The organism is Streptomyces sp. NPDC056580, from assembly GCF_042793175.1.
Taxonomy (GTDB): domain Bacteria; phylum Actinomycetota; class Actinomycetes; order Streptomycetales; family Streptomycetaceae; genus Streptomyces.
On the sequence record NZ_JBHTVE010000015.1, the window covers coordinates 206,390 to 230,073 of the forward strand.

General features: G+C 72.2%; 21 protein-coding genes. 5 read left to right on the forward strand and 16 right to left on the reverse strand.

Annotation, left to right across the window (positions count from 1 at the left end; all coding sequences use genetic code 11):
- The first annotated feature begins 100 nt into the window (after nt 1–100).
- The 3 genes from ACFQ9Z_RS30650 (at nt 101) to ACFQ9Z_RS30660 (ending at nt 3,058) form a co-directional block, all read left to right on the forward strand.
- On the forward strand, nt 101–985 hold the full coding sequence (locus tag ACFQ9Z_RS30650; RefSeq protein ID WP_383026279.1) for a methylenetetrahydrofolate reductase: 885 nt from the start codon (nt 101–103) through the stop codon (nt 983–985).
- A gap of 94 nt (nt 986–1,079) precedes the next feature.
- A complete protein-coding gene (locus ACFQ9Z_RS30655) occupies nt 1,080–2,561 on the forward strand; it encodes an AlkA N-terminal domain-containing protein (RefSeq protein WP_383026281.1) in 1,482 nt (493 codons plus the stop codon).
- Between the two features lie 14 nt (nt 2,562–2,575).
- Complete coding sequence (locus ACFQ9Z_RS30660) at nt 2,576–3,058, forward strand: methylated-DNA--[protein]-cysteine S-methyltransferase (protein WP_383026284.1); 483 nt, start codon at nt 2,576–2,578, stop codon at nt 3,056–3,058.
- 26 nt (nt 3,059–3,084) lie between these two features.
- Here ACFQ9Z_RS30660 and ACFQ9Z_RS30665 read toward each other — a convergent pair whose 3' ends face one another.
- The 3 genes from ACFQ9Z_RS30665 to ACFQ9Z_RS30675 all read right to left on the reverse strand — a co-directional run bounded on the left by ACFQ9Z_RS30665 (nt 3,085) and on the right by ACFQ9Z_RS30675 (nt 5,526).
- Nucleotides 3,085–3,822 carry an NAD-dependent deacetylase gene (locus ACFQ9Z_RS30665; protein ID WP_383026287.1) on the reverse strand — a complete coding sequence of 246 codons (738 nt, stop codon included), beginning with the start codon at nt 3,820–3,822 and terminating at the stop codon, nt 3,085–3,087.
- A 107-nt stretch (nt 3,823–3,929) separates the two neighbouring features.
- A complete protein-coding gene (locus tag ACFQ9Z_RS30670) occupies nt 3,930–4,424 on the reverse strand; it encodes an NUDIX domain-containing protein (RefSeq protein WP_383026290.1) in 495 nt (164 codons plus the stop codon).
- 28 nt (nt 4,425–4,452) lie between these two features.
- Nucleotides 4,453–5,526 (reverse strand): ADP-ribosylglycohydrolase family protein, encoded by a 1,074-nt coding sequence (locus ACFQ9Z_RS30675; protein ID WP_383026293.1) that lies wholly within the window; start codon nt 5,524–5,526, stop codon nt 4,453–4,455.
- A gap of 150 nt (nt 5,527–5,676) precedes the next feature.
- Here ACFQ9Z_RS30675 and ACFQ9Z_RS30680 point away from each other — a divergent pair, with 150 nt between their 5' ends.
- Nucleotides 5,677–6,837: a glycerate kinase gene (locus ACFQ9Z_RS30680; RefSeq protein ID WP_383026296.1), complete on the forward strand. Its 1,161-nt coding sequence runs from the start codon at nt 5,677–5,679 to the stop codon at nt 6,835–6,837.
- Here the strand turns inward: ACFQ9Z_RS30680 and ACFQ9Z_RS30685 are convergent.
- The 10 genes from ACFQ9Z_RS30685 to ACFQ9Z_RS30730 form a co-directional block, all read right to left on the reverse strand.
- Entirely contained in the window at nt 6,834–8,066 is a 1,233-nt protein-coding gene (locus ACFQ9Z_RS30685) for an alpha/beta hydrolase (protein WP_383026299.1), read from the reverse strand. The genes ACFQ9Z_RS30680 and ACFQ9Z_RS30685 overlap by 4 nt on opposite strands.
- Before the next feature lie 199 nt (nt 8,067–8,265).
- Nucleotides 8,266–9,081, reverse strand: a complete 816-nt coding sequence (gene pssA, locus ACFQ9Z_RS30690; RefSeq protein ID WP_383026490.1) for a CDP-diacylglycerol--serine O-phosphatidyltransferase — start codon at nt 9,079–9,081, stop codon at nt 8,266–8,268.
- Between the two features lie 22 nt (nt 9,082–9,103).
- A complete protein-coding gene (locus ACFQ9Z_RS30695; protein WP_383026303.1) occupies nt 9,104–9,760 on the reverse strand; it encodes a phosphatidylserine decarboxylase in 657 nt (218 codons plus the stop codon).
- Nucleotides 9,761–9,930: 170 nt separating this feature from the next.
- Complete coding sequence (locus ACFQ9Z_RS30700; protein ID WP_383026306.1) at nt 9,931–11,136, reverse strand: acyl-CoA dehydrogenase family protein; 1,206 nt, start codon at nt 11,134–11,136, stop codon at nt 9,931–9,933.
- Nucleotides 11,137–11,138: 2 nt separating this feature from the next.
- On the reverse strand, nt 11,139–11,663 hold the full coding sequence (locus ACFQ9Z_RS30705; RefSeq protein ID WP_383026309.1) for a MaoC family dehydratase: 525 nt from the start codon (nt 11,661–11,663) through the stop codon (nt 11,139–11,141).
- A 5-nt stretch (nt 11,664–11,668) separates the two neighbouring features.
- Nucleotides 11,669–12,631, reverse strand: coding sequence for an HpcH/HpaI aldolase/citrate lyase family protein (locus ACFQ9Z_RS30710; RefSeq protein WP_383026312.1), 963 nt, complete (start codon nt 12,629–12,631; stop codon nt 11,669–11,671).
- Nucleotides 12,628–14,676: a protein meaA gene (locus tag ACFQ9Z_RS30715; protein WP_383026316.1), complete on the reverse strand. Its 2,049-nt coding sequence runs from the start codon at nt 14,674–14,676 to the stop codon at nt 12,628–12,630. The genes ACFQ9Z_RS30710 and ACFQ9Z_RS30715 overlap by 4 nt, the downstream gene beginning before the upstream one ends.
- A gap of 17 nt (nt 14,677–14,693) precedes the next feature.
- Nucleotides 14,694–16,031 carry a crotonyl-CoA carboxylase/reductase gene (gene ccrA, locus ACFQ9Z_RS30720; RefSeq protein ID WP_383026494.1) on the reverse strand — a complete coding sequence of 446 codons (1,338 nt, stop codon included), beginning with the start codon at nt 16,029–16,031 and terminating at the stop codon, nt 14,694–14,696.
- A gap of 432 nt (nt 16,032–16,463) precedes the next feature.
- The gene (locus ACFQ9Z_RS30725; protein ID WP_383026319.1) at nt 16,464–17,285 is read right to left on the reverse strand and encodes a TetR family transcriptional regulator; all 822 of its coding nucleotides are present in this window, start codon (nt 17,283–17,285) and stop codon (nt 16,464–16,466) included.
- 136 nt (nt 17,286–17,421) lie between these two features.
- Complete coding sequence (locus ACFQ9Z_RS30730) at nt 17,422–19,227, reverse strand: 3-hydroxyacyl-CoA dehydrogenase family protein (RefSeq protein WP_383026323.1); 1,806 nt, start codon at nt 19,225–19,227, stop codon at nt 17,422–17,424.
- A gap of 376 nt (nt 19,228–19,603) precedes the next feature.
- Here ACFQ9Z_RS30730 and ACFQ9Z_RS30735 point away from each other — a divergent pair, with 376 nt between their 5' ends.
- Nucleotides 19,604–20,185: an adenylosuccinate lyase gene (locus ACFQ9Z_RS30735; protein WP_383026326.1), complete on the forward strand. Its 582-nt coding sequence runs from the start codon at nt 19,604–19,606 to the stop codon at nt 20,183–20,185.
- Between the two features lie 7 nt (nt 20,186–20,192).
- Here ACFQ9Z_RS30735 and ACFQ9Z_RS30740 read toward each other — a convergent pair whose 3' ends face one another.
- The 3 genes from ACFQ9Z_RS30740 to ACFQ9Z_RS30750 all read right to left on the reverse strand — a co-directional run bounded on the left by ACFQ9Z_RS30740 (nt 20,193) and on the right by ACFQ9Z_RS30750 (nt 23,568).
- Nucleotides 20,193–20,729 (reverse strand): GNAT family N-acetyltransferase, encoded by a 537-nt coding sequence (locus ACFQ9Z_RS30740; RefSeq protein ID WP_383026331.1) that lies wholly within the window; start codon nt 20,727–20,729, stop codon nt 20,193–20,195.
- A 97-nt stretch (nt 20,730–20,826) separates the two neighbouring features.
- On the reverse strand, nt 20,827–22,398 hold the full coding sequence (locus ACFQ9Z_RS30745) for an alpha/beta hydrolase (protein ID WP_383026334.1): 1,572 nt from the start codon (nt 22,396–22,398) through the stop codon (nt 20,827–20,829).
- Between the two features lie 135 nt (nt 22,399–22,533).
- Entirely contained in the window at nt 22,534–23,568 is a 1,035-nt protein-coding gene (locus ACFQ9Z_RS30750; protein WP_383026337.1) for an Rv2578c family radical SAM protein, read from the reverse strand.
- Nucleotides 23,569–23,684 lie beyond the last annotated feature (116 nt).

Consider the following 23,684-nt stretch of genomic DNA (forward strand, 5'->3'; position numbering starts at 1 on the left):
GGCAGTCCCCCGCCCCGCGCCGCCCGCACCACGCGTGACATCATCGGCCCCGGTCAGGACCGACGCCGAAAGCGGTGGCAGGAGCCGCACGAGGAGCACGATGAACCCCCGTCCCACCGCCCCGCCCGCGGTGGGCGCCTCGCTGCTGGACGACTTCTCCCTGGAGATGACCGGCAAGGACGTGCCGAAGCTCGAGGAGGCGCGCCACAGCATCCCGCCGGGCACGCGGATCAACGTCACCTTCCTGGCGGGCGAGGACCTCGCCACGCGGCTGGCCGCCGCCCGCGCGGTCAAGAGCCTCGGCTTCGTCCCCGTGCCGCACATCTCCGCCCGCCGCCTGCCCTCCCGGGCCCACCTGGAGGAGTTCCTGGCCGGCCTGGCCGCGGACGGCACCGCCGAGAACGTGTTCGTGGTCGGCGGCGACCCCGCCCGCCCCGAGGGCCCGTACCCGGACGCCCTGTCCGTCATCCGCACCGGGCTGCTGCAGCGGCACGGCGTGCGCCACATCGGCATCAGCGGCTACCCGGAGGGCCACCCCTCGATCACCGAGGGCACCCTGTGGTCGGCGCTCACCGACAAGTCGGCGGCACTCGGCGCGGAACGGCTCACGGGCGACGTCATCACCCAGTTCGGTTTCGACGTCGCCCCGGTGCTCGGCTGGCTGGAGGCCGTACGCGCCCGGGGCGTCTCCCTGCCGGTGCGCATCGGCGTGCCCGGCCCCGCGGGGGTGCGCCGGCTGATGGCCTACGCCACCCGCTTCGGCGTCGCCACCAGCGCCTCCGTGGCCCGCAAGTACGGCTTCTCGCTGACCAACCTCATCGGCACGGCCGGCCCCGACCGGTTCCTGCGCGCCCTCGCCCGGCACCACGACCCCGTCCGGCACGGCCGGGTGAAGGTGCACTTCTACACCTTCGGCGGACTGCGGGCCACCTCCGAGTGGATAGCCCGTTTCCGGCACGGGGAACGGACGGACCGGCAGCCCTGACCCACGGGGACGATCCGGCGACGCCCTGGCGAGCGCCACGTACATGTCGGATTCCCGCCAGCGAGCGGCCTCCGCGGTGCCCGATCCTTGAGACATGCAGACAGGGATGCACCTCGACCGGGAACGCTGCGTCGGCGCCGTGCGGTCCAAGGACGCGCGGTTCGACGGATGGTTCTTCACGGCCGTCCTGACCACCCGCATCTACTGCCGGCCGAGCTGCCCGGTGGTTCCGCCCAAGGCGGAGAACATGACCTTCCTGCCGAGCGCGGCGGCCTGCCAGCAGGCCGGGTTCCGGGCCTGCAAGCGCTGCCGCCCCGACACCAGCCCCGGCTCCCCGGAGTGGAACCGGCGCGCCGACCTGGTGGCCCGGGCGATGCGGCTGATCGCCGACGGGGTCGTGGACCGCGAGGGCGTGCCCGGGCTGGCCGCCCGGCTCGGTTACAGCGCCCGGCAGGTGGAGCGCCAGCTCCTCGCCGAGCTGGGCGCCGGCCCCCTCGCGCTGGCCCGGGCTCAGCGGGCGCAGACCGCGCGGCTGCTGATCGAGACGACCCCGCTGCCCATGGCGGAGATCGCCTTCGCGGCCGGCTTCTCCTCCATCCGCACCTTCAACGACACCGTCCGCGAGGTGTTCGCCCTCTCCCCGAGCGAGCTGCGCGCCCGGGTGCCGGGCAACGGGGCGGCGGCCGCCCCCGGCACCCTGGCGCTGCGGCTGCCGTTCCGCGTCCCGCTCAACCCGGACAACCTCTTCGGCCACCTCGCCGCCACCGCCGTACCGGGCGTGGAGGAATGGCGGGACGGCGCCTACCGGCGCACGCTGCGGCTGCCGTACGGACACGGCATCGTGGCCCTCGCGCCGCACCCCGACCACATCGCCTGCCGCCTGACCCTCAGCGACCCGCGCGACCTGACCGTGGCCATCAGCCGCTGCCGGCGCATGCTCGACCTGGACGCCGACCCGGTCGCCGTGGACGAGCGGCTGCGCGCCGACCCGCTGCTCGCGCCGCTGGTGGACCGGGCGCCCGGCCGCCGCGTGCCGCGCACCGTCGACGAGGCCGAGTTCGCCGTCCGCGCCGTGCTCGGGCAGCAGGTCTCCACGGCCGCCGCCCGCACCCACGCGGCCCGGCTGGTCACCGCGCACGGCAAGCCGCTGGACGACCCCGAGGGCGGCCTCACCCACCTCTTCCCGTCCCCCGGGGCGCTGGCCGCGGTGGACCCCGAAACCCTGGCCATGCCCCGCACCCGCCGCGCCACCCTCACCACCCTGGTACGCCAACTGGCCGACGGCGCCCTCCGCCTCGGCGTCGAGTGCGACTGGGCCGAGGCCCGGGCGCGCCTGCTCGCCCTGCCCGGCTTCGGCCCGTGGACGGCCGACGTCATCGCCATGCGGGCCCTCGGCGACCCCGACGCCTTCCTCCCCACCGACCTCGGGATCCGGCGCGCCGCCCGGGAGCTGGGCCTGCCCGCCACCCCGGCCGCGCTCACCGCCCGCGCCGAGTCCTGGCGCCCCTGGCGAGCCTACGCGGTCCAGTACCTGTGGGCCACGGACGGCCACCCCATCAACTTCCTTCCCGTCTGAGGACGTCCACCATCATGAAGAAGCACACCGTCGTCGACAGCCCCTACGGCCCGCTCACCCTCGTCGCCGAGGACGGCGTCCTGTGCGGCCTCTACATGGCCGGCCAACGCCACCGCCCGCCGCAGGAGGCCTTCGGCGAACCCGACGAGACGCCCTTCGCCGAGGCCGCGGAACAGCTCTCCGCCTACTTCGCGGGCGAGTTGCGGGAGTTCACCCTCGAACTCCGCCTGTCCGGGACGCCGTTCCAGCGTGGCGTCTGGGCCGAGCTGACCCGCATCCCGTACGGCGAGACCCGCTCCTACGGCGAACTCGCCACCGTGCTGGGCAATCCCAGGGCGTCCCGCGCGGTCGGCCTCGCCAACGGCCGGAACCCCGTCGGCATCATCGTGCCCTGCCACCGGGTCATCGGCGCCGCCGGCGGCCTCACCGGCTACGGCGGCGGCCTCGACCGCAAGCGCCGCCTGCTCGACTTCGAACGGGGAACGGCCCTCTTCTGACGCCTGCCGCGCGGGCGTCCCGGAGGCTAGACCCGGCCCTGCGCGCCCAGCCGGCCCAGCAGCGCCGGCAGCGCCGTGCCGATCGGCTCGCGGACGACCTCGTCGGCCAGGTCGTCGTAGGGCGTCGGTTCGGCGTTGACGATGATCAGCCGGGCCCCGTGGTCGGCGGCGACCCCCGCGAGGCCGGCCGCGGGCTGGACCTGGAGGCTGGTGCCGACGGCGATGAAGACCTGGCAGGCCTCGGTGACGGCGACCGCCTCGCCGAGCACGACCGGGTCGAGCCGCTCGCCGAACATCACGGTCGCCGACTTCAGGATGCCGCCGCACTCCAGGCACGGCGGGTCGTCCTCACCGGCCTCGACCCGGGCGAGGGCGTCCTCCATGGGGCCGCGCGCGTGGCACCGGGTGCAGACGACACTACGTGCGGTGCCGTGCAGCTCGAGCACCTTGCGGGCGGGCATGCCGGCGAGCTGGTGCAGCCCGTCCACGTTCTGCGTGACGACCCTGACCGGCACCCCGGAGCGTTCCAGCTCGGCGACGGCCCGGTGCGCGGCGTTCGGCCCGGCGGTGCGCGCCCCGCTGTCGCGCCGCATCAGCCACGCCCGCCGCCGGATCTCCGGATCACCCATGTAGTACTCGTACGTCACGAGCTTCTCGGCCTCCGGGTCCCGCCGCCACAGCCCGTCGGGGCCGCGGTAGTCGGGGATGCCCGAGTCGGTGGAGATGCCGGCCCCGCTCAGCAGGGCGACGAGGGGCTTGGTCATGCCCACGAGGGTAGGACGGGGCCCGCGGGCCCCGCGAGCGGATATCACCGGCGAGGCGGGCGCCGCACGAGGCGGGGCGGGGCCCCGGGACCCGCAGGGGCCGGCCCTCAGGCGACCCGGTGGCCGTTCTCCAGCTCCGCCGTGCCCGCGCCCTCGGCCAGCACGTCCAGCGCGGCCAGCACCCGGCGGCCCAGCGCGCCGGGCAGATGGGCGGGCAGGTCCTCACGGGGCACCAGGCGCCAGGACAGCAGCTCCTCCTCCTGCAGCCGGATGGCCTCGAACTCGGCCCCGGTGAGCACCCCGCCGTCGTACAGGTACGCCACCAGCGGCGGCCGTCCGGTGCCGACCACCCAGTCCACCGCGAGCAGCCGGCCCGGTTCCCGGTCGAGGCCGATCTCCTCGAGGGTCTCGCGGCGCGCGCCCTGGCGCGGGCTCTCCCCGTCGTCGGACTCCACGGTGCCGCCCGGCAGCGCCCACCCCTCGCGGTAGTTGGGCTCGACGAGCAGCACCCGCCCCTCGGCGTCCCGGAACAGCGCGGCGGCGGCGGCGAGGACACGGGGCAGGCTCGCGATGTACGCGGCGAAGGTGTCTGTAGTGGTCATCCAGGAAGGGTAACCAGGTGCGGGACGCCTAAAGACCGGCCCTCGCCAGGCGCAGGGTGCGTTCGGCCAGCGCGCTGATCCGCACCCCGTCGAAGCCGAACACCGCGCTGCGCACCGTGTCCCGCAGCGGCTCGGTCCACCGGGCCGGGATCGCGGCGGCGCCGGTCATCACCCCGGCCACTGAGCCGGCCGTCGCGCCGTTGGAGTCGGTGTCGAGGCCGCCGCGGACGGTGAGGGCGACGGTCCGGGTGAAGTCGCCGTCGCCGTACAGCAGGCCGGCGGTCATGACGGCCGCGTTGGGGACGGTGTGGATCCAGCCGAGCCCGGCGGTCTCCCCGGACACCGTGTCCAGGGTCTCCTCCCAGGGCAGGCGGGTCTCGTGCAGGGACATCACCCGGCGCACGGCACGGGCCAGCCTGCTGCCCGCCGGGACCACGGCCAGCGCGCTCTCCAGCGCCTCCCGCACGTCCCGCGCGGTGAACGCCGAGGCGATCAGCGCGGCCGCCCACATGGCCCCGTAGACCCCGTTGCCGGTGTGCGACAGCACCGCGTCCCGGCGGGCCAGCGAGGCCGCGCGGCGCGGGTCGCCCGGGCAGGTCCAGCCGTGCACGTCGGCCCGGATCAGCGCGCCGATCCACTCCTGGTACGGGTTGTCGTACGTCGCCGTCAGCGGCGGCTTGAGACCGTTCGCGAGGTTGCGGTACGCGGCCCGTTCCGCGGTGAAGGTCTGCAGGTAGGGCAGCCTGAGCAGCCACAGGTCGCCGACCTGCTCGGTGCTGAAGCCGAAGCCGTGCGTCTCCAGCAGGTGCAGGCCGAGGACGGCGTAGTCGACGTCGTCGTCCCGGCAGCTCCCCCGGACGCGGCCGCGCACGCACTGGCGCCACTCCGGGCGCAGCGCGGCGGCGTCGGCCGGGTCGGCGGGCTCGGGCAGGTAGTCGGTGAGCGGCAGCGCGTGCGCCCCGCGCAGATAGCGGTCGATGCGCTCGCGCGTCCACACCTCGCCCTGCTCCACCGGCTTGCCGAGCATGTTGCCCGCGATCCGGCCGAGCCAGCCGCCGTGGACGCGGTCGGCGAGGTCCGGCCCGGTGTCGAGATCGCTCATGGCTGGTGCCTACCCGCTTTCCCCGGCCGCCTCCCAGCCGTTTCCCAGGGTTCGGGCAGGGCATGGCGGCGCGGACGTCCTGCGGTTAAGGTCACAGCGGCGCGACTGGCCCCGACGTGCGCGGGGCCCGGAGAGCAAGGGGAATGCAAGGTGGCGGACGCTGCAGGCAACGGGACCCGTCGGGTGCTCATCGCCGCGGACAAGTTCAAGGGCTCGCTGACGGCCGTGCGGGTCGCCGAGCGGGTCACGGCCGGGCTGCGCCGGATCGTGCCCGGCCTCGAGGTGGAGGCGCTGCCGGTCGCCGACGGCGGCGACGGCACCGTGGACGCGGCCGTCGCGGCCGGCTTCGAGCGCCGGGAGGTCCGGGTGGCCGGGCCGCTCGGGCAGGAGGTCACGGCCGCGTACGCGCTGCGCGGCGGCACCGCGGTCGTGGAGATGGCGGAGGCGAGCGGGCTGCAGCGGCTGCCGGCCGGAGTCTTCGCGCCGCTGACCGCCTCCACGTACGGCTCCGGGGAGCTGCTGCGCGCCGCGCTGGACGAGGGCGCGCGGACGATCGTGTTCGGCGTCGGCGGCAGCGCCACGACGGACGGCGGCGCCGGGATGCTCTCGGCGCTGGGCGCGCGGTTCCTGGACGCGGACGGGGAGCCGGTGCCGCCGGGCGGCGGCGGTCTCGCCGCGCTGGCCCGGGCCGACCTGTCCGGCCTCGACCCGCGCCTGGACTCGGTGGAGCTGGTCCTCGCCAGCGACGTCGACAACCCGCTCACCGGCCCCAAGGGCGCGCCCGCGGTGTACGGACCGCAGAAGGGGGCCACGCCGGACGACGTGGCTGCCCTGGACGCCGCGCTCGTCCGCCTCGCCGAGGTGCTGGAGACGGCCGTGGGCCCGCGTGCCGCCGACTTCGCGGCGGCGCCCGGCGCCGGAGCCGCCGGCGGCATCGGCTACGGCGCCCTCCTGCTGGGCGCCCGGTTCCGCCCCGGCATCGAGGTGATGCTGGACGTCCTGGGCTTCGCCCCCGCGCTGGAGCGCGCCTCGCTGGTGATCACCGGGGAGGGTTCGCTGGACGAGCAGACCCTGCACGGCAAGGCCCCAGCCGGGGTCGCCGCCGCGGCCCGCGCGGCGGGCAAGGAGGTCGTCGCGGTGTGCGGGCGGCTCGCCCTGTCCGAGGAGGCGCTGCGGCGGGCCGGGATCGGCCGGGCGTACCCGCTGACGTCCGTCGAGCCGGACGTCGAGAAGTGCGTCGCGGACGCGGGGCCGATCCTGGAGCGGGTCGCGGAGCGGATCGCCGCGGACCACCTTCGCGAGACCGCCTAGGGCAGCGGGGTCAGCTCGCCGTTCGCGTCCCGGTAGTAGCTGCCGCTGGTGAGGCCCCACACCTTGTACTTGTTCTGCAGCCAGTGCTGCGAGATCTCGTGCACGACCTGGGCGGGCCGCTCCCACACCACGGAGTGTCCCGCGCCCTCGAGCTGGAACATCAGCTTGTGCGGTCCCTGGACCGCCTTGTAGAGGGCCGGCACCGAGAAGCGCTGGACGTCGGGCACCGGGGAGGAGTCCGGGGTATTGACGGTCCTGTCCAGCGCGCCGTGGACGAGCAGCAGGGGCACCCGGTCACCGAGCACGGGGGTGCCCGGCGGGTTCTCGAACTTCGCGGTCTCGTTGTTCCAGCCCCACCAGTACGAGTTGCGGTACCGGTGGATGCCCTCGGGCCTGCCCGAGGGGAGCACCGGCCCCCAGGTGCCGCCGACCGGGTCGTTCTCCATCATGGCGGCCCACACCCGGTCGACCATGCCGGGCTCCCTCTGGTACACGCTGCCCTGCTCGGCGTCCCACGCGTTCGTGAAGCCCGTCTTGCCGCTCACGTGCATGGGAAAGCCGAAGGCGGCGGCGGGCAGGGACACGGGCAGCGTGGCGGCCTCCCCCGGACGTCCGAACGGCTTCGAGGCGTCGTCCGACCACCGGCCCTTCGGCGGGAAGATCGGGGCGAGCAGGAACAGGCTCTTGACGTCCTCGGGGTGCTGCAGCGTGTAGGGCCCCATGACCGGACCGGCGGCGGACCAGCCGATGAAGTCGATCGGCGTGGTCATCCGGGGCCGCGACTTGATGAAGGCGATCACGGTCGCCAGCTCCGCCCACTCGCTCTCGGAGTTGCCGAGCTGGTGCGGGTACAGGGGCGGTCCGGTGTACGGAGTCGGCAGGGGGTTGGGGGTGAGCACGCCCCGCTGAGCGGGGTTGGCGTTGCGCGGTTCGTCCATCTTCGGGCGCGGGGACCGTCCGTTGCCCTGCAGGTCCATCATGAACACGTCGTAGTGGTGCGAGGCGAGCTGCTGCGCCCAGCTGTACGCGATGTCGGAGCCGGGGCCGGTCAGGTCGAACCCGGCGACCACCGGCACGCTTCTGCCGTGCAGCATCAGAATCGGTGTGCGGGGCTGGTTGCCCTGGGTGCCGTCGTACTCGCGGACGTAGAGCCGTACGGCGTCGCCCTCGTTGGCCGGGATCGTGGAGATGTGCGGGACCTGGTGCTCGTGGAGAGTGGGTGCGGACATGGCCGCCTCCCGGTGAGAATCTGGTGAGTTCTGGGTAAGTGCCCCTTTTAAACGCTCCTCCGCTCCGAAGTCTCCTGCAACTCGGCGTGTTCCAGGAGTACTTGACCGGTCAACGGGGAACGCCGGCAGCCCTTGAACACGAAACGGGTGTGGCCCGAGTCGTGAGGACTCGGGCCACACCCGGCGGTGTCGGCGAGGGCTACGGCTGGGCCGCCCGCGCCTCGCGGCGGTTGCCGCGGAAGTTGTTCACCCGGCGGGCCGTGGCGAACAGCGGGATGACCGCGCCCATGACGAGCTGCAGCGCGCAGCCGGTCTGCAGGAGCAGCTGGCCGCTCGGGGCGTCGAAGGCCCAGGCGGCCAGGAGGCCCATCGACAGGACGATCCAGGACAGCATCGCGCCGGCGAGCCGGCCGCGCGGCTTCGGGTACTCGACGCGGCTCACCATCAGCCACGCGGTGCCCAGGATCGCCAGCAGGGTGGCCACGAAGGGCAGCTCCAGCAGGACGATCGAGACGACCGTCAGCGCGCCGAACGGCGAGGGCATGCCCTGGAACATGCCGTCCTTCAGCGTCACGCAGCTGAACCGCGCGAGCCTGAGCACCACGGCCAGGAGCACCACGATCGCCCCCAGCGCCGCCACCCGCTGGTGCGCGTCGTCCGCGACCATGCCGTAGACGAGCACGAAGTACGCGGGCGCCAGACCGAAGCTGATCAGGTCCGAGAGGTTGTCCAGCTCCGCGCCCATCGGGGAGGAGCGCAGCTTCCTGGCGACCAGGCCGTCGAACAGGTCGAAGACCGCCGCGCAGAGCATCAGGATCACCGCCGTGGCCGCGCTGTGGCGGGCCATGCCGGACTCCTGGCTGCCGGTGAGGTGCGGGATCAGGATGCCGGTGGTGGTGAAGTACACCGCCATGAACCCGCACGTGGCGTTGCCGAGCGTGAGGGTGTCCGCTATCGACAGGCGGAGAGAAAGAGGCATCTCCTCCTCGTCGTCCACCTCGTCGGCCTCGGGCACCCAGCCAGCCTGGGTCTCCGGATCAATCACGGTCAATGCGAGTCACCCCAGCCACGGTCTTCTGTCCGACCTCGACCGCGACCTCCACGCCCTCGGGCAGGTAGAGGTCGACACGCGAGCCGAAGCGGATCAGACCGATGCGGTCGCCCTGCTCGACCTTCGTGCCCTCGGGGATGTACGGCACGATGCGGCGGGCCACCGCGCCGGCGATCTGGATCATCTCGATGTCGCCGAGTTCGGTGTCGAAATGCCAGACTACGCGCTCGTTGTTCTCGCTCTCCTTGTTGAACGCGGGAACGAAGCCGCCGGGGATGTGCTCGACCGACGTCACGGTGCCGGCGAGCGGCGCGCGGTTCACGTGCACGTTGAGCGGGCTCATGAAGATCGCGACGCGGGTGCGCCCGTCCTTCCAGGGCATGATGCTCTGCACCACGCCGTCGGCGGGCGAGATGACCCGGCCGGGGGCGATCTCTCGCTCGGGGTCGCGGAAGAACCACAGCATGCCCGCCGCGAGCGCGGTGGCGGGCACGGCGACGGCCTTGGCGACGCCCGAGCGGCGAGCGCGGGCCAGGCTGAGGGCTGCGGTGGCGACGGTCGGGAGAAGCCACGGCGATGCTCCGCGCGCGAGGCGTGCGCCTACCAGGCTGTCGCGGTGTGCAGAGGTTTGGCTGTGGGGCATGGATGACCTTCGTAGCGGATGATGCCGCGCTCTGACGGGGGACGGCGGCTTTCCCGGGATCGTACCGGTCGCAGGTCGCAACTGGGCAAGCCAGGAAGCCGAGTCGGCGGCTGAGACGTATCGACGGGGTGTGATCTTCTTCTCGAAGAAAACACCCCGTTTCCGGACAATCAGCCCTGGAATCGATACTCCTCCAGCAGCCTGCGCCCGATGATCATTTTCTGGATCTCGGCGGTGCCTTCGCCGATCAGCAGCATCGGGGCCTCCCGGTAGAGGCGCTCGATCTCGTACTCCTTGGAGAAGCCGTAGCCGCCGTGGATCCGGAAGGCGTCCTCCACGACCTCCTTGCAGTACTCGGAGGCGAGGTACTTCGCCATGCCCGCCTCGAGGTCGTTTCGCTCCCCGGAGTCCTTTTTGCGTGCCGCGTTCACCATCATGGCATGCGCGGCCTCGACCTTGGTGGCCATTTCGGCCAACTTGAACTGGATGGCCTGGTGGCCGGCGATGGGCTTGCCGAAGGTGTGCCGCTGCTGGGCGTACTGAACGCCCAGCTCGAAGGCGCGCTGTGCCACTCCGCAGCCGCGGGCGGCCACGTTGACCCGGCCTACCTCCACTCCGTCCATCATTTGGTAAAAACCTCGGCCGGTGACGCCGCCGAGCACCCGGTCGGCCGGAACGCGCAGGCCGTCCATGATCAGCTCGGTGGTGTCGACGCCCTTGTAGCCCATCTTGTCGATCTTGCCCGGAATGGTCAGGCCGGGACGGACCTCACCGAAGCCGGGCTCCTTCTCGACCAGGAAGGTCGTCATCGACTTGTGCGGGGCCGTGCCCTCGGGGTGACCTTCGTCACTTCGGACCAGAACGGCCACGAGGGACGAGGTTCCGCCGTTCGTGAGCCACATCTTCTGGCCGTTCAGGACGTACTCGTCGCCGTCCCTGACCGCCTTGGACGTGATCGCCGACACATCGGAGCCCAGGCCCGGCTCCGACATCGAGAAGGCGCCGCGGATGTCGCCGGCCGCCATGCGGGGCAGGAAGTGGTCCTTCTGCTCCTGCGTGCCGTGCTGCTTGAGCATGTACGCGACGATGAAGTGGGTGTTGATGATGCCGGACACCGACATCCAGCCGCGGGCGATCTCCTCCACGCACAGCGCGTACGTCAGGAGCGACTCGCCCAGGCCCCCGTACTCCTCGGGGATCATCAGACCGAACAGCCCGAGTTCCTTCAGGCCGTCCACGATCGCTTGCGGGTACTCGTCGCGGTGCTCCAGCTCGGTGGCGACCGGGATGATCTCCTTGTCCACGAAGTCGCGGACGGTGGAGAGGATCTCCTGCTGGACGTCGGTCAGACCGGCGGTCTGGGCGAGGCGCGCCATGGCTACTTCTCCGTCTTTTCCGAAGGGGCGGTCAGCTCCGGGCGGCCGGGCTGCTCGCCGCCGCGCTCCTTGATGTACGTCTCGGTGGGCACCATGACCTTGCGGCGGAAGACGCACACCAGGGTGCCGTCCTGCTTGTAGCCCTTGGTCTCGACGTAGACGATCCCGCGGTCGTTCTTCGACTTCGACGGCCACTTGTCCAGCACGGTCGTCTGGCCGTAGACCGTGTCGCCGTGGAAGGTCGGCGCCACGTGCTTGAGCGACTCGATCTCCAGGTTGGCGATGGCCTTGCCGGAGATGTCCGGCACCGACATGCCGAGCAGGAGCGAGTAGATGTAGTTGCCCACCACCACGTTCTTGCCGAAGTCGGTCGTCTTCTCGGCGTAGTTGGCGTCCATGTGGAGCGGGTGGTGGTTCATGGTCAGGAGACAGAACAGGTGGTCGTCGTACTCCGTGACCGTCTTGCCCGGCCAGTGCTTGTACGTCGCCCCGACCTCGAACTCCTCGTACGTGCGTCCGAACTGCATCGCGCTCAGCCCTCCGGGATCTCGAACTTGCTGGTGCGCTGCATGCCGGCGGCCCGGCCCTTGCCGGAGACGACCAGGGCCATCTTGCGGCTGGCCTCGTCGATCATCTCGTCGCCGAGCATCGCGGAGCCCTTCTTGCCGCCCGCCTCGGACGTGTAGTAGTCGTACGCGTCCAGGATCAGTTCGGCGTGGTCGTAGTCCTCCTGCGAGGGCGAGAAGATCTCGTTGGACGCCTCGACCTGGCCCGGGTGCAGCACCCACTTGCCGTCGAAGCCGAGGGCGGCGGCGCGCCGGGCGACCTCGCGGTAGCCGTCCACGTTGCGGATCTGCAGGTAGGGGCCGTCGATCGCCTGGAGGTTGTTGGCCCGGGCGGCCATCAGGATCTTCATCAGGATGTAGTGGTAGGCGTCCGCCGGGTAGCCGGGCGGCTGCTCGCCCACGACGAGGGACTTCATGTTGATGGACGCCATGAAGTCGGCCGGGCCGAAGATGATCGTCTCGACGCGCGGGGAGGCCTGCGCGATCTCGTTGACGTTGTTCAGGCCCTGCGCGTTCTCGATCTGCGCCTCGATGCCGATCCTGCCGACCTCGAAGCCCATCGTCTTCTCGATCTGGGTCAGCAGCAGGTCCAGCGCGACGACCTGCTGGGCGTTCTGCACCTTCGGCAGCATGATGCAGTCGAGGTTCTGGCCGGCGCCCTCGATGACCGTGACGACGTCCCGGTACGTCCATTCGGTCGTCCAGTCGTTCACCCGCACGACACGGGTCTTGCCCGTCCAGTCGCCCTCGTTGAGGAACTTGACGATGGTGTGCCGCGCCTCGGGCTTGGCCAGCGGCGCGCACGCGTCCTCCAGGTCGAGGAAGACCTGGTCGGCGGGGAGGCCCTGGGCCTTCTCCAGGAAGCGCGGGTTGCTTCCGGGCACCGCCAGGCAGGAGCGGCGGGGGCGAAGGCGGTTGACGCTCGTCATGCGGGGACCTCCAGGGGGTCGAGCTTGTTCGCTTTCCGGATCTCGTCGGCGATACGGCCGATGATCCCGGTGATGTCGAAGTCCTTCGGGGTGAAGACCGCGGCCACGCCGGCGGCCCTCAGCTCTTCGGCGTCACCGTTCGGGATGATGCCACCTGCGATCACCGGTATATCTGTGGCACCCGCCACACGGAGGCGCTCCAGCACGTCCGGCACGAGCTGCGCGTGCGAGCCGGAGAGGATCGAAAGGCCCACGGCGTGCACGTCCTCCGCCAGGGCGGCGTCCACGATCTGCTCGGGGGTGAGCCGGATGCCCTGGTAGACCACCTCGAAGCCGGCGTCGCGGGCCCGGACGGCGATCTGCTCGGCGCCGTTGGAGTGACCGTCGAGGCCCGGCTTGCCGACCAGGAAGCGCAGTTTGCCCACGCCCAGCTCGCGCGCGGTGGCGTCCACCTTGGCGCGGACCTCGGCCATGGCCGAGCCGGCCTCGGCGCTGACGGCCACCGGCGCCGAGGACACCCCGGTCGGCGCCCGGTACTCGCCGAACACCTCGCGCAGGGCGCCCGCCCACTCGCCGGTGGTGACTCCGGCGCGGGCGCACTCCAGCGTGGCCTCCATCAGGTTGCCGGTGCCCTTGGCGGCCTCCTTCAGCCGCTCCAGCGCCTTGCACGGGCGCGGGTGGTTGAAGGGCGGCTGGTAGCGGGTGTCGCGCCAGTTCTCCAGCGAGGCGACGACCCGGGCCTCGACCGCCGGGTCGACCGTCATGATCGCGGTGTCCAGGTCGGCCGTGAGCGGGTTCGGCTCGGTCGTCTCGAAGATGTTGACGCCGACGATCTTCTCCTGGCCGGACTCGATCCGCGCCCGCCGCTCGGCGTGCGAGGAGACGAGCTGCGCCTTGAGGTAGCCGGACTCCACGGCGGCCATCGCGCCGCCCATCTCCTGGATCCGGTCCATCTCGGAGAGGGACTCCTCCACCAGGGCGTTCACCTTCGCCTCGACGACGTGCGAGCCCTCGAAGATGTCCTCGTACTCCAGCAGGTCGCTCTCGTGGGCGAGCACCTGCTGGATGCGCAGGCTCCACTGCTGGTCCCAGGGCCGGGGCAGGCCCAACGCCTCGTTCCAGGCCGGGAGCTGCACGGCACGCGCGCGGGCGTCCTTGGAGAGGGTGACCGCCAGCATCTCGAGCACGATCCGCTGGACGTTGTTCTCCGGCTGCGCCTCGGTCAGGCCGAGCGAGTTGACCTGGACGCCGTAGCGGAAGCGGCGCTGCTTGGGGTTCTCGATGCCGTACCGCTCGCGGGTGACCTTGTCCCAGATGCGGCCGAACGCCCGCATCTTGCACATCTCCTCGACGAAGCGGACGCCCGCGTTGACGAAGAAGGAGATGCGGGCCACCACGTCGCCCATGCGCTCCTGCGGCACCTGGCCGGAGTCGCGCACGGCGTCGAGCACGGCGACCGCGGTGGACATCGCGTACGCGATCTCCTGCACCGGCGTGGCCCCGGCCTCCTGCAGGTGGTAGCTGCAGATGTTGATCGGGTTCCACTTCGGGATGTGGGAGACCGTGTACGCGATCATGTCCGTCGTCAGGCGGAGCGAGGGCCCCGGCGGGAAGACGTGCGTCCCGCGGGACAGGTACTCCTTGACGATGTCGTTCTGGGTCGTGCCCTGGAGCTTGGTGATGTCCGCGCCCTGCTCCTCGGCGACGACCTGGTAGAGCGCCAGCAGCCACATGGCGGTGGCGTTGATCGTCATCGAGGTGTTCATCTGCTCCAGGGGGATGTCCTGGAACAGCCGGCGCATGTCACCGAGGTGCGAGACGGGCACGCCGACCCGGCCGACCTCGCCGCGGGCGAGGATGTGGTCGGGGTCGTAGCCGGTCTGGGTCGGCAGGTCGAACGCCACCGACAGGCCGGTCTGGCCCTTGGCGAGGTTGCGCCGGTACAGCTCGTTGGACGCCTCCGCCGTGGAGTGGCCGGCGTACGTGCGCATCAGCCACGGCCGGTCCTTCTCACGCCGCGCCTGCGGCGTCTGACGCTCAGTCATCTATGACCTCCGGGTCCTCAGATGTTCCGGAAGCGGTTGATGGCGTCGATGTGCTTGGCGCGCATCTCCTCGTCGCGCACGCCCAGGCCCTCCTCGGGGGCCAGGCACAGCACGCCGACCTTGCCCTGGTGCAGGTTGCGGTGCACGTCGTAGGCGGCCTGGCCGGTGTCCTCCAGGGAGTACACCTTCGACAGGGTGGGGTGGATCTTGCCCTTGGCGATGAGGCGGTTGGCCTCCCAGGCCTCGCGGTAGTTGGCGAAGTGCGAGCCGATGATCCGCTTGAGCGACATCCACAGGTACCGGTTGTCGTACTCGTGCATGTAGCCCGAGGTCGAGGCACAGGTGGTGATGGTGCCGCCCTTGCGGGTCACGAACACGGAGGCGCCGAAGGTCTCGCGCCCGGGGTGCTCGAAGACGATGTCGATGTCCTCGCCGCCGGTCAGCTCGCGGATGCGCTTGCCGAAGCGCTTCCACTCCTTCGGGTCCTGGGTGTTCTCGTCCTTCCAGAACTTGTACCCCTCGGCGTTGCGGTCGATGATCGACTCGGCGCCCATGGAGCGGCAGATCTCCGCCTTCTGCTCGCTGGAGACGACGCAGATCGGGTTGGCGCCGCCGGCGAGGGCGAACTGGGTGGCGTAGGAGCCGAGGCCGCCGCTCGCGCCCCAGATGAGCACGTTGTCGCCCTGCTTCATGCCGGCGCCGTTGCGGGAGACGAGCTGGCGGTAGGCGGTGGAGTTCACCAGGCCGGGGGCCGCGGCCTCCTCCCAGCTCAGGTGGTCCGGCTTGGGCATGAGCTGGTTGGACTTCACCAGCGCGATCTCGGCGAGGCCGCCGAAGTTGGTCTCGAAGCCCCAGATGCGCTGCTCGGGGTCGAGCATGGTGTCGTTGTGGCCGTCCGAGGACTCCAGCTCGACGGACAGGCAGTGGGCGACGACCTCGTCGCCGGGCTTCCAGGCGTTGACGCCCGGGCCGGTGCGCAGGACGACGCCGGCCAGGTCGGAGCCGATGATGTGGTACGGCAGGTCGTGGCGCTTGGCCAGCTCGTTGGTGCGGCCGTAGCGCTCCAGGAACCCGAAGGTGGACAGGGGCTCGAAGATCGAGGTCCACACCGAGTTGTAGTTGACCGACGAGGCCATCACGGCCACCAGGGCCTCGCCCGGGCCGAGTTCGGGCAGCGGCACGTCGTCGAGGTGGATCGACTTGCGCGGGTCCTTGTCGCGGGTCTCAAGGCCCGCGAAGATCTCCGTCTCGTCCTTGTGGACGGTGATCGCGCGGTACGACTCGGGGAGTGGCATGGCGGCGAAGTCGGCGGACGTGGCGTCCTTCGACTGGATCGCGTCCAGGATGTCCTTCACGGTCACGGTGTTGCCTCCGGCGGTGAGCGCCCTGAGGGAGGGGCGCTGGGGGATCGTCGGTGCTGCTGGGAGTGCTGCTGAGGGTTTTCGGGGGTGTGCCGTCGGTTCGGCGGGGGTGGTGCTTCGGCAGCGCGTTGTGGCGCGGGAGGGTGCCTGTGACGCAGGCGTCCGGGCGCGCAGGCCGTCCGGCTTGCGGGGACAGCCGACGCACGAATGGTCTCTGCGCGCCGGCCGCCCGGACTCCTTCAACGTATGACACCGCGTGTCATGCCGCAAGGCACTGAGTGCCAGAAGCTGCTCTCAGATGAAATCTTTACGCAACAAATGAGCGATGATCGATCGAACGGGCTCCGGAATCTCCCTGAAAAGGGCCCCTGACATGCCAAAACGGCCACCCCGAAGGGTGGCCGTCATCACAGGGCGCGCGGTGTCTCAGCGCTCCTTGAGCGCCTCCTCGATGGTGCGCATGACCTCGTCGAGCGGGGCGTCGGTGCGCGCGACGGTCACCAGGACCTCGCCGTGCGCCGAGACCGCCGCCGGCGCCGTGGTGGCCGCCGGGCCGGGCGCCGGGCCGCGTCCGGCGCCGATGCCTGTGCCGAACGTCTTGCGCACGATGGCGAAGGCGTGGTCGAGCTGGGCCTCCACGTCGCCCTGGCCGTCGGCCCGCAGCCAGCGCCTGAGCACGTGGTTGTGGGCGGTGACGACGGCCGATGCGGCGACCTCGGCGAGCAGCGGGTCGTCGTTGGCGTCGTCGGCGTGCGCGTGCTCGTCGAAGTGGCCGAGCAGGTAGCGGGTGAACAGGCGCTCGTAGCGGGCCACCGAGGCGATCTCGGCCTCGCGCAGGGTGGGCACCTCGCGGGTCAGCTTGTAGCGGGCGACCGAGATCTCCGGCCGGGCCGCGTACATCCGCATGACTTCCTTGATGCCGCGGCACACCGTGTCCAGCGGATGCTCGTGCGCCGGGGCGGCGTTGAGGACCGCCTCGGCCCGCACCAGCGTGTCGTCGTGGTCGGGGAAGATCGCCTCTTCCTTGGAGCGGAAGTGGCGGAAGAACGTACGGCGCGCGACCCCGGCCGCGGCCGCGATCTCGTCGACGGTGGTCGCCTCGTACCCCTTGGTCGCGAACAGTTCCATCGCTGCGGCCGCCAGTTCCCGGCGCATCTTCAGCCGCTGGGCGGCGGCGCGACTGCCTGCGGCACTTTCCGGCGCGTCGGGCGTGGCTGGTGTACGTGAGGACTTGGCGGGCTGGGACATGACCCGAACGTACTGCATGTTCGTGGCGGGATGCGCAGGTCCGGGGGATCCCCCGCCCGCGAGGGGCGGGGGGCTGCCCGCCGGGTCGAGCAGCCCGCCCCAGTCCGTCTCCGTGCGGGACCAGTCGCCGGCGCCGTCAGCGGCGGGCATACTCGCGGAAGCCGCGGCCGGTCTTGCGGCCGAGGCAGCCCGCGGCCACGAGGTGCTCCAGCAGCGGCGCCGGGGCCAGGCCAGGGTCGCGGAACTCGCGGTGCAGCACCCTCTCGATCGCCAGCGAGACGTCCAGCCCGACCACGTCCAGCAGCTCGAACGGGCCCATCGGGTAGCCGCCGCCGAGCTTCATCGCCGCGTCGATGTCGTCCAGCGTCGCGTAGTGCTCCTGGACCATCTTGATCGCGTTGTTGAGGTACGGGAACAGCAGGGCGTTCACGATGAACCCGGCCCGGTCGCCGCAGTCGACGGCGTGCTTCCTGATCCGCCCGCAGACTTCGCGGACGGTGGCGTGGACGTCGTCGGCCGTCAGGACCGTGCGCACGACTTCGACCAGCTTCATCGCCGGGGCCGGGTTGAAGAAGTGCATGCCGATCACGTCCTGCGGGCGCGAGGTGGCGCGGGCGCAGGCGACGACGGGCAGCGAGGAGGTGGTGGTGGCCAGGACCGCGCCCGGCTTGCAGACCTTGTCCAGCGCCGCGAAGAGCTGCCGCTTGACCTCCAGGTCCTCGGCGACCGCCTCGACCGCCAGGTCGACGTCGGCGAAGGCGTCGTAGGAACACGTCGGGGTGATCCGGTCCAGGGTCTCGGCGGCCGCCTCGGCGGTCATCCGGCCCTTGTCGACAGAGCGCGAAAGCGACTTGCCGATACGGGCCTTGGCCGTCCGCGCCTTCTCCTCGCTGCGGGCGGCGAGGACGACCTCGTAGCCGGCCTTGGCGAACACCTCGGCGATGCCGGAGGCCATGGTGCCGGAGCCCGCGACACCGACGGAGCGGACCGGACGTCCCCCGGTCCCGGCGCCGCCGGCGGCCGGCGTCAGCGGGTCGGGCACGACCGTCGCGCTGCCCGGCGCCTCGTAGGTGTAGAAGCCGCGCCCCGACTTGCGGCCGGTCAGGCCCGCCTCGCTGAGCTGCTTGAGGATCGGGGCGGGGGCGTGCAGCCGGTCGCGGGACTCGGCGTACATGGCGTCCAGGACCGTGCGCGCGGTGTCGATGCCGATCAGGTCCAGCAGGGCGAGCGGGCCCATGGGCAGGCCGCAGCCGAGCCGCATCGCGGCGTCGATGTCCTCGCGGGAGGCGTACTTCGCCTCGTACATCGCGGCGGCCTGGTTGAGGTAGCCGAACAGCAGCCCGTCCGCGACGAAACCGGGGCGGTCGCCGACCGCGACCGGCTCCTTGCCCAGCTCGATCGCCAGGTCCGTGACGGCGGCGACCGCGGCCGGCGCGGTCAGCACCGAGGAGACGATCTCGACCAGCTTCATCGCCGGGGCCGGGTTGAAGAAGTGCAGGCCCAGCACCCGCTCGGGGCGCGCGGAGTCCGCGGCGAGGCGGGTGACGGACAGCGCGTTGGTGCCGGTCGCCAGGATCGTCTCCGGACGCACGATGCCGTCCAGCTCGCGGAAGATCTGGTGCTTGATCTCGTACGACTCCGGGACCACCTCGATGACCAGGTCGGCGTCGGCCGCCGCGCTCAGATCGGTGGAGGTGCGGACCCGGGCCAGGGCGTCGGAACGCTCCTGCCCGGTCAGCCGGCCGCGCTCGACGGCACGGGCGGTGGCGGCCTCCAGCGCGGCGAGGGCGCGCGCGGTCCGGGCCTCGGTGACGTCGATGCCGATCACCTCACGGCCCGCCTTCGCGAGAACCTCGGTGATGCCGGTGCCCATGGTGCCGAGGCCGACGACGGCGACCGTCTTGAGCGGGGACAGAGGGGTGTCGGACAGGGGAGTGGCCATCGCGGGACTCCAGGTAATGGGGGTGACGACTGGGAACGCGCCGGGTGCGCCCGAAGGCGCACACCGGGGCGGTGAACAGTGCGGGTGTTGCCGGGCTGCTGGCGCACACGCCCGGTGCCGGCACCGCGGGCGTGCACACGCCCGGGAGCGGCGGAATCCGACCGGCCCTGTCCCGGAGCCGGGTCGTACTCGCGGTACCGAGGTACCGAACCGACCGGCGCACGACGGCTGCGTCACCAAACCGTCGTGAGCGAACAGCGAGTGGGTGACTCGCTCGTCTGAGCTTAACCCGCCAGTAACGAGCGCGCCAGCCCTTGCCGCACCCGACTTCGTGAGCCTGCTCCCCTCGCGGCGGCGACCGGCCTACCCTGGCCCCGTGGACGAAGAGTTGCGATCGCTCACGGAACGCTTACGGCAGGAGTCACAGGGCTCGCCCGGCTACGAGCGGCTGCTGGCGACCGCGGACCAGGACGAGCTGGCCGAGGTCCTCACCGCGCCCGGACAGCCGCTGTGGGCCCGGGAACTGGCCGCGTTCCGGCTGGGCCGGGCCGGCGACCGGCGCGCCTTCGAAGCGCTCGTGCTGCTGCTCAACCACCGCGATCCGCCCCGCTGCGCCTCCGCCGCCCACGCCCTCGCCCGGCTCGGCGACCCCCGCACGGCCCGCGCCGCGGCGGCCCTCGCCACCAACGAACTGCGCGTCGCCTACGCCCTGCACCCGGTACGGCTCCTGGTCGAACTGCGCGCCCCGGAGTCCGTACCCGCGCTCATCACCACCCTGGAGCGCCGGCTGCGCCCGCACGACCCCTACCGGCGGGTGGCCCTCGCCTGCGTGGACGGGCTCGGCGCGCTCGGTGACGCTCGCGCCCGGCGGGTGCTGGGCGAGGCCCTCGCCCACCCGGCGCTCGCCGAGGCCGCGGTGCGCGCGCTTGCGCTCATCCCGCGCCAGGAACGGAAGTGACGCCGGATCAGCCGCCCGGCGCCCGGACGTAACGCACCTCGGGCACGAGTTCGCCGCCCGCCTCGAACGGCTCCTCGGCGCCGTCCCACCGGAAGCCGGCCCGCTCGTAGAAGCGGCGGGCCCGCGCGTTCTCCTTCAGCACCCACAGGAACATGCGCGGGTACCCGGCGCACCGCTTCACCGACTCCGCCAGCAGCGCCCGCCCCACTCCGGTGCCCAGGTGCTCAGGGTCGAGATAGATGGCGTACAACTCGGCGTCAGCGGTGCGCGCTTCACCGTCGCGGTACGGACCGTACGCCGCCCAGCCGACCACCTCGCCGGCCCGCTCGGCGACCAGGTTCACCACCGCGTCGTCGCCCCGCGTGAACCAGGTCCGCCGCCGCTCGGCGTCCCGCGCCGCGCTGAGCCCGTCCAGGTACGGCTGCGGCATGAGGCCCCGGTAGGCGTGGCGCCAGCCCCGGACACGGATCTCCGAGACGCGGCCGCAGTCGTCGAGGGCCATCGGGCGGATGCGGAGGGAGGGGCGCGGGGAGAGGTCGTCCATGACCGCACCCTAGGGAGCGGCTCCGCCCGGCGCCCGTGAATTTCCGCCGGTCCCCCGAGGGCGGGGGACCGGCGGGCGGGGGACCGGCGGGCGCGCCCTAGCCGCGGAAGCCCAGCAGCCGGTGCAGCTCCGCGCCGCGCGAGGCCGCCGGGGCCGCCTTGCCCGTCGGCGGCTCGGGGTCCGGGGACCGCTCGCAGAGCGCGTCGGCCGTGCCGGCCGTGCCGCCCCGGCGCGGCAGCCCGCCGCCGGACAGGTAGTCGGCCAGGTAGCGGTCCAGGCACGCGTTGCCGCTGAGGCTGATGCCGTGGTTGCCGCCGCCCTCCTCGACCACCAGACGGGAGCCGGCCAGCAGCCGGCGGGCCGCCACCCCGCCCGCGTACGGGGTCGCCGCGTCGTCGGTCGCCTGGAGCAGCAGCGCCGGCGGCAGCTTGGTGTTGGCCACGTCCACCGGCCGCCGGGACCCGGTCGGCCAGAACGTGCACGGCGCGTTGTACCAGGCGTTGTTCCAGGCCATGAAGGGCGCCTTGGCGTACACCTGCCGGGTCTGCGTCCGCCAGCGGTTCCAGTCGCGCGGCCAGGAGGCGTCACGGCACTGCACCGCCGTGTAGACGCTGTACCCGTTGTCGCCCGCGCCGTCCACGGCGCCGTAGTCCTGGTACGCCTTGACCAGCGGTCCGGTCCTCCCCTCGTTCGCGTAGGCCGCGAACGCCGCCGCGAGGCGCGGCCAGTAGCCGTTGTAGTAGCCGCCGGGGATGAAGGCGTCCTCCAGCTCGGCGGCGCCCACCTTGCCGCCGGCCGGCTTCCTCGCCAGGGCCGCCCGCATGGCGTACCACTCGGCCTCGACCTTCGCGGGGTCCTTGCCGAGCCGGTACGTGGCGTCGTGCCGGGCGATCCAGGCCATCAGGGCGCGGTGGCGGGCGTCGAAGGCGTGGTCCTGGCCGAGGTTGTCCTCGTACCACACGCCCGTCGGGTCCACGATCGAGTCCAGCACCAGGCGCCGCACCCGCTCGGGGTACAGCTTGGCGTACACGGCGCCCAGATAGGTGCCGTAGGAGTAGCCGAAGTAGCTGATACGCGGGGCGTCCAGGGCCCGGCGGACGGCGTCCATGTCGCGGACGGCGTCGACCGTGTCCAGGTACGGCAGCACGTCCGCGTACCTGCGGCCGCAGGCGGCGGCGAAGGAGCGGGCCCGCTCCAGGTTCGCCCGCTCCAGGGCGGGCGTGGCGGGCACGGTGTCGGGGCGCACCGGCGCGAAGTGGCCGGCCGAGCAGTTCAGCGCGGGCGTGCTCCTGCCGACGCCCCGCGGATCGAAGCCGATGACGTCGTACTGGGCCGCCACGGCTTTGGGCAGTGCCGACGCGACGTAGCCGGCGAGCTTCAGGCCGCTGCCGCCGGGGCCGCCGGGGTTGACCAGCAGCGGGCCCTGGAAGGTCCGGGCGGTGTGCGGGACACGGGACAGGGCGAGCGTGATCTGCCGGCCGGACGGCCGCGCGGGGTCCAGCGGCACCTTCAGCGACGCGCACTGCAGGGCCGGGTAGTCGCCGGTGCCGCACTTCTTCCAGTCGAGCCGGGGCTCCGGGGCGGGGGCGGCCGCCCGTGCGGGGACGGCCGTGACCGAGCCCGCCACCATGGCGGCGGTGGCGCACAGCACGGCTGCGCGTTTCCTCATGGGTCCTCCCGGGACGGAGGGTGGCGCGAACCGTGTGATCACGGTCCTCGCCGGATCGTCCCGGTGCCGGGGCCCGGCGGAACCCGTTGTGCCGATACTTGACCCGATTGGTCCGAGGGATGCCCTCCAACGCCCTCAGATGAGGGTGAGCTGGGTCGGCTCCGCGGCGGCGGGCCCCTCGGCGGCGGGCCGGATCCGCCGGGCGGCTCCCGCGCGCGCGGGGCCGATGCCGTACTCCTGGGCCAGTTCGTGCACCTGGCGGGTGACGCGGCGCTGGTACCACTTGGGCGCGTAGGCGCCCTCGGCGTACAGCCGCTCGTAGCGGCGCACCAGGTGCGGGTGGTGCTGCCCGAGCCAGGCCATGAACCACTCCCGCGCGCCCGGCCGCAGGTGCAGCACCAGCGGGGTGACCGAGGTGGCGCCCGCCGCGGCGATCGCCCGCACCGTCTCGCGGAGCTGAGCCGGGTGGTCGCTCAGGAAGGGCACGACCGGCGCCATCAGCACCCCGCAGCCGATGCCGTGCTCGCCCAGGGTGCGGACCACGTCGAGCCGCCGCTCCGGCGCGGGTGTGCCCGGCTCCACGGTGCGCCACAGCGCGGTGTCGGTGAAGCCCACCGAGACCGAGATGCCGACGTCCGTCACCCGGGCCGCCCGGGTCAGCAGCTCCAGGTCGCGCAGGATCAGGGTGCCCTTGGTCAGGATCGAGAACGGGTTGGCGTGCTCGGTGAGGGCCGTGATGACGCCCGGCATCAGCCGGTAGCGGCCCTCGGCGCGCTGGTAGCAGTCGACGTTGGTGCCCATCGCCACGTGCTCGCCCCGCCAGCGCGGCGAAGCGAGCTGCCGGCGCAGCAGCTCGGGGGCGTTCACCTTCACCACGATCTGGGTGTCGAAGCCGATGCCCGTGTCGAGGTCCAGGTAGCCGTGCGTCTTGCGGGCGAAGCAGTACACGCACGCGTGCGTGCAGCCGCGGTACGGGTTCACCGTCCACTCGAACGGCATCCGGGAGGCGCCCGGCACCCGGTTCAGGATGGAGCGCGCCCGCACCTCGTGGAAGGTGATCCCGCGGAACTCGGGCGTGTCGAAGGTGCGGGTGGTCACCGCGTCCGCGCCGAACAGGGCGGGGTCGGCCCGGCGGTCTCCGGACTCGCCTGTGAGGTTCTCCCAGCGCATGACGCCTCCTCGGTAGCACTGCGCCACACAATAGAACATCTGTTCCCATGATCGTGCGACCCCGATTTGGGAGCCCGGGCACCGGGGTGGTTGGCTTGCCACCACTTCGAGGCAAA

Bases quoted from the DNA above. Each gene is read 5' to 3' on its own strand.
- ACFQ9Z_RS30650 (WP_383026279.1), top strand. From the start codon at position 101: ATGAACCCCCGTCCCACCGCCCCGCCCGCGGTGGGCGCCTCGCTGCTG.
- ACFQ9Z_RS30655 (WP_383026281.1), top strand. From the start codon at position 1,080: ATGCAGACAGGGATGCACCTCGACCGGGAACGCTGCGTCGGCGCCGTG.
- ACFQ9Z_RS30660 (WP_383026284.1), top strand. From the start codon at position 2,576: ATGAAGAAGCACACCGTCGTCGACAGCCCCTACGGCCCGCTCACCCTC.
- ACFQ9Z_RS30665 (WP_383026287.1), bottom strand. From the start codon at position 3,822: ATGACCAAGCCCCTCGTCGCCCTGCTGAGCGGGGCCGGCATCTCCACC.
- ACFQ9Z_RS30670 (WP_383026290.1), bottom strand. From the start codon at position 4,424: ATGACCACTACAGACACCTTCGCCGCGTACATCGCGAGCCTGCCCCGT.
- ACFQ9Z_RS30675 (WP_383026293.1), bottom strand. From the start codon at position 5,526: ATGAGCGATCTCGACACCGGGCCGGACCTCGCCGACCGCGTCCACGGC.
- ACFQ9Z_RS30685 (WP_383026299.1), bottom strand. From the start codon at position 8,066: ATGTCCGCACCCACTCTCCACGAGCACCAGGTCCCGCACATCTCCACG.
- ACFQ9Z_RS30695 (WP_383026303.1), bottom strand. From the start codon at position 9,760: ATGCCCCACAGCCAAACCTCTGCACACCGCGACAGCCTGGTAGGCGCA.
- ACFQ9Z_RS30700 (WP_383026306.1), bottom strand. From the start codon at position 11,136: ATGGCGCGCCTCGCCCAGACCGCCGGTCTGACCGACGTCCAGCAGGAG.
- ACFQ9Z_RS30705 (WP_383026309.1), bottom strand. From the start codon at position 11,663: ATGCAGTTCGGACGCACGTACGAGGAGTTCGAGGTCGGGGCGACGTAC.
- ACFQ9Z_RS30710 (WP_383026312.1), bottom strand. From the start codon at position 12,631: ATGACGAGCGTCAACCGCCTTCGCCCCCGCCGCTCCTGCCTGGCGGTG.
- ACFQ9Z_RS30715 (WP_383026316.1), bottom strand. From the start codon at position 14,676: ATGACTGAGCGTCAGACGCCGCAGGCGCGGCGTGAGAAGGACCGGCCG.
- ACFQ9Z_RS30725 (WP_383026319.1), bottom strand. From the start codon at position 17,285: ATGTCCCAGCCCGCCAAGTCCTCACGTACACCAGCCACGCCCGACGCG.
- ACFQ9Z_RS30730 (WP_383026323.1), bottom strand. From the start codon at position 19,227: ATGGCCACTCCCCTGTCCGACACCCCTCTGTCCCCGCTCAAGACGGTC.
- ACFQ9Z_RS30740 (WP_383026331.1), bottom strand. From the start codon at position 20,729: ATGGACGACCTCTCCCCGCGCCCCTCCCTCCGCATCCGCCCGATGGCC.
- ACFQ9Z_RS30745 (WP_383026334.1), bottom strand. From the start codon at position 22,398: ATGAGGAAACGCGCAGCCGTGCTGTGCGCCACCGCCGCCATGGTGGCG.
- ACFQ9Z_RS30750 (WP_383026337.1), bottom strand. From the start codon at position 23,568: ATGCGCTGGGAGAACCTCACAGGCGAGTCCGGAGACCGCCGGGCCGAC.